At 65.2% G+C, this 11,504-nt stretch carries 12 protein-coding genes; 7 read left to right on the forward strand and 5 right to left on the reverse strand.

From position 1 onward, the window contains the following. Position 1: 1 nt before the first annotated feature. The 3 genes from AC1DRD_RS02475 to AC1DRD_RS02485 form a co-directional block, all read right to left on the reverse strand. On the reverse strand, positions 2–1,210 hold the full coding sequence (locus AC1DRD_RS02475; protein WP_478040077.1) for an efflux RND transporter periplasmic adaptor subunit: 1,209 nt from the start codon (positions 1,208–1,210) through the stop codon (positions 2–4). 80 nt (positions 1,211–1,290) lie between these two features. Beyond that, on the reverse strand, positions 1,291–1,761 hold the full coding sequence (locus AC1DRD_RS02480; protein ID WP_478040079.1) for a hypothetical protein: 471 nt from the start codon (positions 1,759–1,761) through the stop codon (positions 1,291–1,293). Positions 1,762–1,794: 33 nt separating this feature from the next. After that, complete coding sequence (locus AC1DRD_RS02485; protein ID WP_478040081.1) at positions 1,795–2,514, reverse strand: FadR/GntR family transcriptional regulator; 720 nt, start codon at positions 2,512–2,514, stop codon at positions 1,795–1,797. Between the two features lie 220 nt (positions 2,515–2,734). On the opposite strand from AC1DRD_RS02485, the gene AC1DRD_RS02490 reads away from it, so the two are divergent. Further along, complete coding sequence (locus tag AC1DRD_RS02490; RefSeq protein ID WP_478040083.1) at positions 2,735–3,556, forward strand: CDP-diacylglycerol diphosphatase; 822 nt, start codon at positions 2,735–2,737, stop codon at positions 3,554–3,556. A 78-nt stretch (positions 3,557–3,634) separates the two neighbouring features. Beyond that, positions 3,635–4,552: a haloalkane dehalogenase gene (locus AC1DRD_RS02495; RefSeq protein ID WP_478040085.1), complete on the forward strand. Its 918-nt coding sequence runs from the start codon at positions 3,635–3,637 to the stop codon at positions 4,550–4,552. 34 nt (positions 4,553–4,586) lie between these two features. Here the strand turns inward: AC1DRD_RS02495 and AC1DRD_RS02500 are convergent, their stop codons facing one another. Further along, positions 4,587–5,672 (reverse strand): MBL fold metallo-hydrolase, encoded by a 1,086-nt coding sequence (locus AC1DRD_RS02500; protein ID WP_478040087.1) that lies wholly within the window; start codon positions 5,670–5,672, stop codon positions 4,587–4,589. A gap of 110 nt (positions 5,673–5,782) precedes the next feature. Between AC1DRD_RS02500 and AC1DRD_RS02505 the strand changes: the two genes are divergently transcribed. From AC1DRD_RS02505 to AC1DRD_RS02515, 3 genes are read left to right on the forward strand one after another with little or no spacing between them, the layout of a single operon-like run. Then, on the forward strand, positions 5,783–6,169 hold the full coding sequence (locus tag AC1DRD_RS02505) for a hypothetical protein (protein ID WP_478027801.1): 387 nt from the start codon (positions 5,783–5,785) through the stop codon (positions 6,167–6,169). Beyond that, positions 6,166–7,860 carry a sulfatase-like hydrolase/transferase gene (locus tag AC1DRD_RS02510; RefSeq protein ID WP_478040088.1) on the forward strand — a complete coding sequence of 565 codons (1,695 nt, stop codon included), beginning with the start codon at positions 6,166–6,168 and terminating at the stop codon, positions 7,858–7,860. Before AC1DRD_RS02505 ends, AC1DRD_RS02510 begins: the two co-directional genes overlap by 4 nt. After that, on the forward strand, positions 7,860–8,462 hold the full coding sequence (locus AC1DRD_RS02515; protein ID WP_478040090.1) for a TetR/AcrR family transcriptional regulator: 603 nt from the start codon (positions 7,860–7,862) through the stop codon (positions 8,460–8,462). The genes AC1DRD_RS02510 and AC1DRD_RS02515 overlap by 1 nt, the downstream gene beginning before the upstream one ends. Positions 8,463–8,700: 238 nt before the next feature. On the opposite strand, the gene AC1DRD_RS02520 is transcribed toward AC1DRD_RS02515, so the two are convergent. Then, a complete protein-coding gene (locus tag AC1DRD_RS02520) occupies positions 8,701–9,210 on the reverse strand; it encodes an N-acetyltransferase family protein (RefSeq protein ID WP_478040092.1) in 510 nt (169 codons plus the stop codon). Positions 9,211–9,550: 340 nt separating this feature from the next. Between AC1DRD_RS02520 and AC1DRD_RS02525 the strand changes: the two genes are divergently transcribed. Next, the gene (locus AC1DRD_RS02525; protein WP_478040094.1) at positions 9,551–10,267 is read left to right on the forward strand and encodes a response regulator transcription factor; all 717 of its coding nucleotides are present in this window, start codon (positions 9,551–9,553) and stop codon (positions 10,265–10,267) included. Positions 10,268–10,971: 704 nt separating this feature from the next. Then, positions 10,972–11,502 carry a hypothetical protein gene (locus tag AC1DRD_RS02530; RefSeq protein ID WP_478040096.1) on the forward strand — a complete coding sequence of 177 codons (531 nt, stop codon included), beginning with the start codon at positions 10,972–10,974 and terminating at the stop codon, positions 11,500–11,502. Positions 11,503–11,504 lie beyond the last annotated feature (2 nt).

An 11,504-nucleotide genomic window follows, 5' to 3' on the forward strand; every position in this document is an offset into this window, starting at 1 on the left:
CTCAGCCGCCCTTGCCGGTGCGCTTGCCCCCTTGCGGCACCCCGATCTTCTGCGGCGAGCCGGCGGGTACCGCCTTGACCGGCTGGTTGGGCTTCAGCTTGCCAATCCCTTCGGTGATCACCTTGTCGCCCTGTTTCAGGCCGCCGGTCACCACCCAATTGATACCAACCGTGCGCGACGTGGTGACATTGCGCGGGATCGCCTCGCTGTCGGCGCTGAGCACATAAACCTGGGCATTGCCCTGGGGATCGCGCGTCACCGCGGTCTGCGGGATCAGGAACGCATTGGGGTCGCTCGCCTGGGCGAAGTCGGCGCGGACGAACATGCCCGGCAGCAACAGCCCCTGCGGATTGGGGAAGCGCGCGCGCAAATTCACCGTGCCGGTGGTCGGATCGACCGTGACTTCGGAGAATTCGACGCTGCCGACATAGCCATAGTCGCTGCCATCCTCGAGCTTCAGATGGACTTCGGCCTTGGTCGGCACCGCCCCACCGCCGGCGAGCGCGCGGCGCAGGCGCAATAGGTCGGCGGAGCTTTGCTGGATATCGACATAGATCGGGTCGAGCGCCGAGATCACCGCCAGCGGATCGGTCTGGTTGTTGGCGACCAAGGCGCCTTCGGTGAACAGCGATCGGCCGATTTTGCCGCTGATCGGCGCGGGCACGGTGGTGAAACGCAGGTTGATCTTCGCGGTGTCCAGCGCGGCGCGGTTCTGGGCGACCGCGGCTTTGGCCTGGCGCGCCGCGGCGGCGGCGTCGGTGTAATCCTGCGCCGCGACTGCTTGCTCCTTGGCCAAGGGGGCGTAGCGATCGGCCTTGATCTTGGCTGCCTCGGCGCTCGCCTGCGCGCTGGCCAGATTGGCGGCGGCCTGGTTGGTCGCCGCGCGATAGAGGCTGGGGTCGATCTGATAGAGCGGCTGGCCCTTCTTGACGAACGACCCTTCGGTGAAGAAGCGCTTGCGAATGATGCCCGATACCTGCGGCCGGACCTCGGACGTCTGATAGGCATTGGTCCGCGCGGCGAGTTCGGTCACCATCGGGACGCTGGCCGGCTGGATGACGATATAGCCGACCTCGGGCGTGCCTTGCTGGCCGCGCCGGCCACCCTTCGCTTCATTGTCGCGCGCGCCGCACGCGCTCAGCGCGAACAAGCCGATCGATAGGGCGGCAAGGGCGGATCGCGCCACCCGACGATGGGGAAGTAGAGGCATGGGCGGCTGATGGTTTCCCGATCGGTGCGTGTCAAACACCGCTTTGTCGCAAATTTTATCAGTCGCGAACCCGCAACACGCTATTTCGTTGCGATCAGGATTCGCGTTTGCGCGGTCTTCGCGCCCGACAATTGCACAATATAGGTGCCCGGTTGCAGCGCGAAGTCGACGATCTTGCGGATCCCCGAACAGGGCGCGCCTTCCATATGCGCGACCGAAGTCAACGACTTGCCGTCGCGCACCAGGTCAATCCACGCGCCATTCTGCAACGCCACGCGATAGGTGCCCGCGGTCGCCACGGTGACGTGATAGACGCCGCCGAAGGTGCCCGCGGCGGGCTTGCGTTCGAGCGGCAGCGGGAAGGTGACGCTGTCGATCGGTTCGAGCGTCAGCGCGATATTCTTGCCCGGTGCGATCACGTCGCCGGTCATGCCCGGCGCCACGCTCCAGGCTTCGAGTCCGGCCGGCGGCGCGACGGTGGCGGTGCAGACGGGCGCGGCGGTGGCGGGTGCCGCCTGCAGCAACAGGACGGCGAACAGGCTGGCTATCATCGCGCGCGACTCCGGATCGTGGAGCGAGTTGCCCTAGATCGCTGCCGAATAGCGCGCAAACAAATCGGCGATCGAGATGTCGAAATGCGTGTTCATCTCGGACACCGCCGCCGCCGTGTCGCGGTTGGCGATTGCCTCCGCCAGGCGGCGATGCTGCTCGATGACCATCGCCCGCTGCTCGGCGGTGGTGCGGGTGTGCCAGGCGGTGGGCACGGCGATGGTCATCAGCGATTCGAACGAACGGATGATGGTGTAGAACAGCACGTTGCCGCTCGCCTTGGCGATCGCCTGGTGAAAGGCGATGTCGTGGCGGGTCAGTTCGTCGAGATCGTCGCCATGCGCCGCCATCGCCTGGGCATGGCCGATGATCGCGCGCGCTTCCGCATCGCTGCGCCGGATCGCGGCGAGTTCTGCGGCGCGCAATTCCAGCGTGCGACGGACATCCCAGATCTCGTTGACGGTGACTTGCGCGGTGGCGACGGCGTGGTCGAGCGAGGTCGACAGCACCGACCCGTCGATCGCCGCGACGCGCGCCTTGCGGCCGTTGCCGACATCGATCTGGTGCAAGGCGGCCAGGGTCGAAAAGGCTTCGCGCATCACCGCTCGGCTGACGCCCAATTGTTCCGCGAACGCGCCTTCTCCGGGCAACGTGTCGCCGACCTTCAGGTCGTTGTCGCGGATATGGTCGCGCACGCAGCAGACCGCGCGATCGACCAGAGACCCGCCTTCGATGGCGCGTACCCTCTCGCTCATGCGGCAAGACGATGCGCATGATGACGCCTCGGCGCAACCCCGTGGCGGCACGGAGACCCTCGAAAGCCGATGACGATCAACAAGGCGGACAGCGGCAACGGCCCTTGCGCGCTGGCGAGGTTGCGCGGGGACTGGCGCCATCCGGCGAGCGCCTGCTTGGGCGCCGCGAGACGCGCCGCTATAGGATACCTCGTGCGCTCGGGGTGCAAAAGGGAAATAGATGACGCGATCCAGAGGTCTCGGCGCCATTCTTGCTATCATAGGCAGCGCGTTCCTCGCGGGATGCGCGACGCCGATGAGTGCGCCGCGATCGGCGGTCGTCCTGCCGCCACCGCCGGTCCATGCCAATGGTCAGGTGCTGTGGGGCATCGTCAACGGCAAATGCGTCCCCGATCAGCAGGCGAGCGGCAAGCCCGATCCCTGTACCGAGGTGTCGATCGGTAACGGCGTCGACACAGGCTATGTCGTGCTCAAGGACCGCGTCGGCGTCAGCCAGTATCTGGTCATGCCGACGCGGCTGATCACCGGGATCGAGGACGCGCAATTGCTCGCGCCCGGCGCGACCAATTATTTCGATCCCGCCTGGCGCGTGCGCCGGCTGGTCGACCAGCGGCTCGGCACGACGTTGACTCGCGACGATGTCGGGATCGCGGTCAACTCGATCTACGGGCGGTCGCAGGACCTGCTCCACCTGCACGTCGATTGTCTGCGCATCGATGTCCGCGACGATCTCCACCGGCGCCTCACGACGCTTGGCCGAGGCTGGTCGGCACCGATCACGCTCGCCGGCCATGGCTATTACGCGTTGCGCATCGATGGCGACGACAGCGTGCCGACCGACCCGTTCACCGCCTTGGCCAAGGGATTGAAGGTGCCGCCAGCCGAGATGGGCGCCTGGACGCTGGTGCTGGCGGGCGCGACCTTCTCCGATGGGCCGGGATTCGTGCTGCTTGCGGCGCGCGCCGACCCGGCGGCGGATTATGACGGGTCAGGCGAAAGCCTGCAGGACCATCAATGTGCCGGGCACGTCGCACGGGGCTGATCGCTCGCGGGCGCACGCGTTGACCCTCCGCACCTATTATGGCACGCATAGTGCCAATAAATGGAGCGAGAGGGTGCCATGGAAGTGCTGAGAACGCCGGACGAGCGCTTCGTCGACCTGGCTGATTATCCCTTCGCGCCGCATTATCTCATGGTGACCGATGCCGACGGCACCGACCTGCGCATCCATTATGTCGATGAGGGGCCGCGCGACGCGGCGCCGATCCTGCTGATGCACGGCGAGCCGAGCTGGTCGTATCTCTACCGCAAGTTCGTCCCCGATCTGGTCGCGCGCGGACATCGCGTGATCGCGCCCGATCTGATCGGCTTCGGTAAGTCGGACAAACCGGCGGCACGGACCGATTACACCTATGAGCGTCACGTCGCCTGGATGAGCGATTGGCTGATAGCGCTCGACCTGACCGATATCACCCTGTTCTGCCAGGATTGGGGCGGGCTGATCGGGCTGCGGCTGGTCGCGGCGTTTCCCGATCGCTTCGCACGGCTGGTCGTGTCCAACACCGGGCTGCCGGTCGGGACCGGATCGTCCGAGGGGTTCGATGCCTGGCTGGCGTTCAGCCAGAACGTGCCGCAATTTCCGGTCGGCTTCATCGTCAACGGCGGGACCACACGCGACCTCACCGCCGCCGAGATCGCGGCCTATGACGCGCCATTCCCCGACGAAAGCTACAAGGAAGGTGCGCGCCAGTTTCCGGTTTTGGTGCCGATCACGCCCGATCACGCTTCGATCGCGGAGAACCGCGCTGCCTGGGCCGTGCTCGAGCGCTTCGAACGGCCGGTGTTGACCGCATTCGGCGACAAGGATGCCGTGACCAAAGGCGGGGAACGCGCCTTCATCGAGCGCGTGCCCGGCGCGCGCGGTCAGCCGCACCAGATCATCGCCGGGGGCGGTCACTTCATCCAGGAGGATGCGCCCGCGGAATTGTGCGCCCTGATCGACGATCTCATCCGCGCCGATACGGGCGTCGCGGCGTGAAGGTCGTCAACGAGCTGTTCCCGCCTGCGGAAATTTAACCGATCGGCAGCCGCGTGAACTCCACCCCGCGCGATCCGGGGAGCAGGCTGAACATCATCCCGTCTTCGCCGACCAGGATCGGCCCGTCATAGAGAAGCCGCGCGTCGCCCAGGAACGCCGGATACATCATCCGCGATGGTAGTTGCGGGATGACATGGCTGAACACCACGAAGCGCACGCCCGCCGCTTGCGCCTCGCGCGCGACCGCTTCAGGCGAGGCGTGATAGCTCAAGATGTCGCGTGTGATCTGCGCGGTGCCCTTGATCCCACGCCGGGTCAGCGCCGCGGTCGTGAGCTTGACGAGCTCGGGCTGCAGTCCTTCGTGGACCAGCAGGTCGGCGCCGCGCGCCGCCGCGACTAAGGCAGTGCTGGTCGTCGTATCGCCGCTCAACACCGCCGACCGGCCCTTATAGTCGAAGCGATAACCGACCGCCGGGTCTACCGGCCCGTGATCGACGCGGAAGGCGGAGACGCGCAGGCCGTCGCGCTCGAACACGACCACGCTGTCGTTCGATCCGCGCGGCGGGATGGCGAAGGGCCGGGCGACCCCGCCGGCGCCCGACGGCGGCGCGATCACCGGGCCGTGATGCGCGGTGCGATAGCCCGAATCGAGCGCATAGCCGGCGTCGAACCCGGCGACCACGCGCTCGACGCCGGGCGGGCCATAGATTGGCAGCGGGCTGGTTGCGGCATTGCCGGTCCAGCGCAACAGCATCATCGGGCCCAGGCCATCGATATGATCCGAATGGAAATGGGTCAGGAAGATGCCGTCGATCCGGCCGTTGGGTATCCCCATCAGGACGATGTTGCGCGCGCCGCCTTCGCCCGAATCGACCACGAAGATGTGCTTGCCCGCGATGATTATCGTGCAGGCGCCGGCACGCGTCGGGTCGGGCAGCGGAGATCCGGTCCCGCACAAGCCGACATGCAGCCCATCGCTCAGCGCGGCCGTCCGGTCCAGCCCGGCGCGCTCGTCGAGCGCCGCGCCCAGCATCATCGCGCCCGCTTGCCGCTGGAACGATGCCATGCCGATGACTGCCGCCAAAGCCACCGCGATTGCGGCGACGATCCGTTTCCGCATCCCCTTCTCCCTATGCCGGAAGGATGCGCGCATCTTTTGGCATTATCAATGCCGAAACATTGCGCTGCACGTTGCGGGTGTTACAATGCGCAAAACAGGGGAGGGGTCGGATGCGCACTATCGTTCGCGTTGTCGTGGGTCTGGTCGGGCTGTTCAACATCGTGCTGGGGCTCGGCTTCCTGCTCGACCCGGCGCAAGCGGGATTGCGCTTTTTCCTGACCTCGTTGGGGACGCAGGGAATGGCGACGATGCGCGCCGATTTCACCGCCTTCTTCGTCACCGGCGGCGTCTTCGCGCTGGTCGCTGCGTGGCGGGCATGGCGCTCGCCGCTGCTCGTCCCGCTGTCCTTGTTGTCGATCGCCATCGTCGGCCGCATGATCAGCCTGGTCGCCGACGGGGCGCCGACGATCGCGTTCACGCCGATGGCGGCTGAAGCGATCATGATTGCACTGCTGGCCTGGGGCTGGCGCACGTTCGACGCGGAGCCGCGGCAATGAAGACATGGGCCAAGTGGACGCTCGGCACGGTCGGCGTGATCGGCTTGGCGGGGTTCGCTGCCAAGGATTACGTCTTTCTCCATTTGCCGGGATGGATCGCGCCGCGCGTCGCCGACAACCGTCCGGTCAAATGGCAGCCCGGTCCCGCGACCGCCGCGGTGCCGGCGGACAAACGGCCGCCCAATATCGTGCTGATCGTGGCCGACGATCTCGGCTATAACGATATCAGCTTCAATGGCGGCGGGGTCGCCGGGGGCTTGCTCAAGACGCCCAATATCGATGCCCTGGGCCGCGGCGGCGTGAGCTTCGCCGACGGTTATGCCGGCAATGCGACCTGCGCGCCCAGCCGCGCGGCGCTGATGACCGGGCGCTATCCCACGCGCTTCGGCTACGAATTCACGCCCGCGGAAGTTCACCCGCCGGCCTGGTTCCCCTCCCGCCTGATCCGCACCGACGCCGCGTTTTCGCGCAACATCGCCAACTTCAAGACCGATTGGGAACACAAGACGATCTTCGACGAGGATGCCGCGCGCGCGCCGGCGACCACCGCCGACAAGGGCGTGCCGGGCAGCGAGATCACCATCGCCGAATTGCTCCGGACACGCGGCTATCACACCGTGCATCTCGGCAAATGGCATCTCGGCGACGGCAAGGGCATGCGGCCCGAGGAACAGGGGTTCGACGAAAGCCTGGGCTTCATGATCGGCGGGCAGATGTATTTGCCCGAGAACAGCCCCGACGTCGAAAACTCGAAACAGGATTTCGACCCGATCGACAAATTTCTCTGGGCCAACCTCCCGTTCAGCGTGCAGTATAATGGCGGCGAGCGGTTCCGGCCGGCGCGCTACATGACCGACTATCTGACCGATCAGGCGGTCGCCGCGATCGGCGCCAACCGCAACCGGCCGTTCTTCCTCTATCTGGCGTATAACGCGCCGCACACGCCGCTTCAGGCGCTCAAGGCCGATTACGACGCGCTGCCGCAGATCGCCGACCATCGATTGCGCGTCTATGCCGCGATGATCCGCGCGCTCGACCGCGGCGTCGGCCGGGTGATGGCGACGCTCAAGGCGCAGGGGCTCGACCAGAACACGTTGGTCATCTTCACCAGCGACAATGGCGGCGCGCATTATATCGGGCTGCCCGACATCAATCGTCCCTATCGTGGCTGGAAAGCGACCTTCTTCGAAGGCGGCGTCAAGGTGCCGTTCTTCATGCGCTGGCCGGCGAAAATCCGTCCGGGCACCAGTATTGCGGGGCCGGTCAGCCATTTCGATATCTTCTCGACCGCCGGCGACGTCGCGGGCGCGGCGCTCCCCAAGGACCGCGTGATCGACGGCGTCGACCTGATGCCGTTCGTCGAGGGCAAGCGCACCGGTGCGCCGCACAACACGTTGTTCTGGCGCAGCGGGCCGTATCGCGTGGTGCGCGACGGCGACTGGAAGTTGCAACTGCTCGATTTGCCGCATGTCGCGTTGCTCTACGACATGAAGACCGACCCGACCGAGCGGCGCGACGTCGCCTCGCTCCATCCCGACGTCGTGGCGCGGCTCAAGGGGCTGATTGCCCTGCACGATCGCGACAGCGTAAAGCCGGCCTGGCCGTCGCTGATCCGTACGCCGATCGCGATCGATCTGCCGCTCGGTACCAAGCCGCGCGCTGGCGAAACCTATATTTACTGGTCGAACTGATGAACCCACCCGACGTCATGGCCCCAGACGGCCGCCGCCGCCGCTCCCAGAACAGCCGCAATGCTATCGTCGCGGCGATGCTCGAACTGGTCGCCGAGGGGCGGATCACGCCGAGCGCCGAGGAGGTGGCGTCGCGCGCCAAAGTCGGCCTGCGCACGGTGTTCCGGCACTTCACCGACATGGAAAGCCTCTACGCCGCGATGACCGGGCGGCTGGCCGAACATTATGAGATGTGGCTGATCCCGTTCGATTCGACCGAGTGGCAAGGCCAGCTGATCGAGGCGATCGAGCGACGGACGGCGACCTACGAACGCCTGTTGCCGTTCAAGCGCGCGGGCGACGCGCATCGCCACATGTCGCCGGCGATCCAGGCCGAACATGCCCGCATGCTGGGGATGATGCGGCAGCGGCTGCGCTCGTTTCTGCCGCGCGCGATCACCGAGGACGAGGCGCGGTTCGAGACGATCGACCTGATGTTGAGCTTTGAGGCGTGGCAGCGGCTGCGCGACGAGCAGGGTCTGTCGATCGACCTGGCGCGCCGGATCGTCCTGCGCGAAGTGCTGCGGCTAGCGGGGGTGGAGGGTTCCGGCCCTGCGGCTTAAAGCGGGAGCCTCTAGGTTGGGTCGTATTCGTCATCCCCGCGGAATCCTCCCGTCACCCCAGGGCACCCTCCCGTCACCCCAGCGCCCCTCCCATCACCCCAGTGCCCCTCCCGTCACCCCAGCGAAAGCTGGGGTCTCTGGCGGTGACGCAAGGCCGCTTGAGATCCCAGCTTTCGCTGGGATGACGAGTTTGGGGAATGGATCGGTTCAACAACAGCGGCCAGCTTGGGCTCCCGGCCTAGCCCTCGCCGTCCAGCGCGCGCTGCATATATATTGTATCCAATATCCGACCGAACTTGCGGCCGACGCCGATCATCCTGCCAGCGTGGACGAACCCGCATTTGGCGTGAAGCGCGACCGAGGCTGGCTCGCCGCCACCGATGACCGCGATCATCTGGCGAAATCCCGCCTGGCGCGCCGCCTCGACCAGCGCGGGCAGCAAGCGCGATCCGATCCCCCGGCCGAGCTGGTCGGGCGCGAGATAGATGCTGTTCTCGCAGGTCTCGGCATAAGCCGGCCGGTCGCGGAATTGGGTGGCATAGGCATAGCCGACCACGGCGCCGTCCCGCTCGGCGACCACGAACGGCCATCCGCGCGCGGTGATCGACGCGATCTTCTCGCGCCACGCCGCGACCTCCGGCGGTTCCGTGTCGAACGTCGCGGTGCCGTGCAGCACATGGTGGGCATAGATCGCCGCGATCGACGCGGCGTCGTCGGGCCGAATGGGACGGATGCAAAGCTCGGTCATGGCCGCAACCTCGCAAGCCATCGCGGCCGACGCAACCGGGTGGCGCCGCGCTTTTCGAATTTTTGCGATCATCGCCCTGCCGAAGAATAAGCTCTCAACACCGTATTCTGCTGGATGCGATTCCGTATCGCTGCGATACATGCCTCGGATGCGATGAACTGCTTGCCTGGCGTATTGAGTTCCGATCCGGACCTACCTAAGCAATTACTCTGACGTATTATCAGGGGGTTGTGGTGAAATTGGTATTTCCTTTCCAAGGTATATCTCTCAACCATTTGATCCGCTTAGATTTTTTACCAGATTTCCGGCGACTGATTCCGCAGCCGAATTCGGTAGCATAATGCGCATCATCCTTATCGAAGGGGATGCGCGATCTCGCGCCGTGCTGCACGAATGCCTGCAGCGTGAGGGATTCGACGTCGAAGCGATCGCATCGCCGCTGGAATTCTATCGCTCCATGGCAACGAGCGGCTGCGATATCGCTGTCGTCGACGCCGATCTTGCCGAAGGGGCAGGGCTGGATATTCTGTCCTGGCTGCGCGGGATGGGAAATATCGGCATCATCGCCCTGAGCACCGGAAACGAGGCGCGCAATCGCATCGCGTGCTTCGAGAGCGGGGCGGACCTCCATTTCACTAAGCCGGTCGATGGCGAAGAGCTGATCCACGGCTTGCGCAACCTGCTCCGCCGCCTCGCCCTTAACGGGGGCGCGCGTGCGGCACCCGCCGCGTCGTCCGATTGGTTCTTCGATACCAACCACTGGAGACTGCAGGCGCCGAACGGGCCGTCGGTGAAGCTCAGCGCGGTCGAGGCGAAATTCGTCCGGCGCCTGCTGACCCAGACGGGAACGGTCGTCTCGCGCGCGGAATTGCGTGCTGAACTCGGTTATGCGGACGATGCGGTCGGGGACAAGAATCTCGACGCCGTGATCCGCCGATTGCGGCGCAAGATCGAAGGCGCCACCGGCTCCCCCGCGCCGATCCAGACGGTGCACGGGCAAGGCTATCTCTTCTCGGCCCAACTCCGATTGGACAGGCGCCGCGCGCTCGAGCGTTAGCCTGGGCTGCGAATAGCACGCGACCGCGGCCACTTTGGAGCGAACTGTCGGAGCGAGCTGTCGTAGTCGGGCATCACATTTAGCCGTCATGCCGGGCTTGTCCCGGCATCCACCGTGCAGGTTGGCGCATAGCAAGAGCTTCTTTTCCCGGGCTTGCCGCCTGGTGGCGTTCGAGCGAGATCGTGTCCCCCGGACACGATCTTGGCTTGCCGGGGGCAAGCCAAAGCTCGAACGGGCACAAGGCCGGCATGACGAAAAAGCGGATCGCGCACGACTCCAGACTTTGCATTTCCGCCGACTCGCTTGCCGCGCCGGCCGCGAACATGTCCCCGAACGACAATTGAAACAGTTTCGTTACAACTGTTTACAATCGAAAGTCAGTCGGAATTAGTATCATTCAGTATATTTTCCCATCTAGACGTCGATATCATACTAAATCCGACCAGATTAACTCACTGTTAACTAAGAAAAATCCGTTTAATACCTATTGCATAGCCCAATTTGTCTGCTTAGTCTGGTAGTGCTGACAAAAGGGGTCAGATGGGGTCAAACGTCTAATCCATCTATTGGTGAGGGTGTCGAAGCAACTTCTTGGATGATTATCCAAGTGGGGCGCTTGTGTAACGAAAAGGGGTATTGGTGTGATCAAGCAATTCAGGGCAGTTTCTGCCCTTTCCCGCCGCGCGACTGTTTCCGGACGGGGCGTGCGGCGCCTGATGCTCGCCACGTTGGGCACCGCCTTTCTGGCGGGTAACGTCGCCGCCACGCCGCAGGCAGCGGCACCGGCCCAACCCGCCAATCCATTCCAGGCCCAGGTCGGCCAGCTCGGCGTGCGCAAATGCGCCAATCTCTTCTCGGCGCTCGGCCAGACGGTCGCGCTCGGCTCCGATTATTCGGGGCAAGTGCAGACCGAGAAGGCAGCGCCGGACGCGCATGGCGTGGTGGGCGTGCTCGGCATGACGTATAAGACCGCCGCCTACAATTCTCAGGCTGCCGGGGTCGTCGTGGCGACGCCGGTCGGCACGAAGTGCGAGGGGCAGCTGGTCCGCGTCGCGCCGTTCCAGCGTGCGTGCAAGGACGTCGTTGCCCTGCTGCCGGCGGGCAGTGTCATCGCGGGCTCGCTGTCCGGTGTGCCGCTCTACAATCTCGGCGGCAATCAGGGTCAGGCGATGCTGATCGCTACCGGCAATGCCTGTGTGGTGGTGACCGTTGCGCGAGGCGCCGACATCGGGTGATC

This window comes from Sphingomonas sp. P4_G2 (assembly GCF_056401155.1).

What these genes read in the sequence shown, in the direction of transcription:
- AC1DRD_RS02520 (WP_478040092.1), bottom strand. Translation starts at nt 9,210, where the DNA reads ATGACCGAGCTTTGCATCCGTCCCATTCGGCCCGACGACGCCGCGTCG.
- AC1DRD_RS02525 (WP_478040094.1), top strand. Translation starts at nt 9,551, where the DNA reads ATGCGCATCATCCTTATCGAAGGGGATGCGCGATCTCGCGCCGTGCTG.
- AC1DRD_RS02490 (WP_478040083.1), top strand. Translation starts at nt 2,735, where the DNA reads ATGACGCGATCCAGAGGTCTCGGCGCCATTCTTGCTATCATAGGCAGC.
- AC1DRD_RS02515 (WP_478040090.1), top strand. Translation starts at nt 7,860, where the DNA reads ATGAACCCACCCGACGTCATGGCCCCAGACGGCCGCCGCCGCCGCTCC.
- AC1DRD_RS02480 (WP_478040079.1), bottom strand. Translation starts at nt 1,761, where the DNA reads ATGATAGCCAGCCTGTTCGCCGTCCTGTTGCTGCAGGCGGCACCCGCC.
- AC1DRD_RS02500 (WP_478040087.1), bottom strand. Translation starts at nt 5,672, where the DNA reads ATGCGGAAACGGATCGTCGCCGCAATCGCGGTGGCTTTGGCGGCAGTC.
- AC1DRD_RS02495 (WP_478040085.1), top strand. Translation starts at nt 3,635, where the DNA reads ATGGAAGTGCTGAGAACGCCGGACGAGCGCTTCGTCGACCTGGCTGAT.
- AC1DRD_RS02485 (WP_478040081.1), bottom strand. Translation starts at nt 2,514, where the DNA reads ATGAGCGAGAGGGTACGCGCCATCGAAGGCGGGTCTCTGGTCGATCGC.
- AC1DRD_RS02510 (WP_478040088.1), top strand. Translation starts at nt 6,166, where the DNA reads ATGAAGACATGGGCCAAGTGGACGCTCGGCACGGTCGGCGTGATCGGC.
- AC1DRD_RS02505 (WP_478027801.1), top strand. Translation starts at nt 5,783, where the DNA reads ATGCGCACTATCGTTCGCGTTGTCGTGGGTCTGGTCGGGCTGTTCAAC.
- AC1DRD_RS02475 (WP_478040077.1), bottom strand. Translation starts at nt 1,210, where the DNA reads ATGCCTCTACTTCCCCATCGTCGGGTGGCGCGATCCGCCCTTGCCGCC.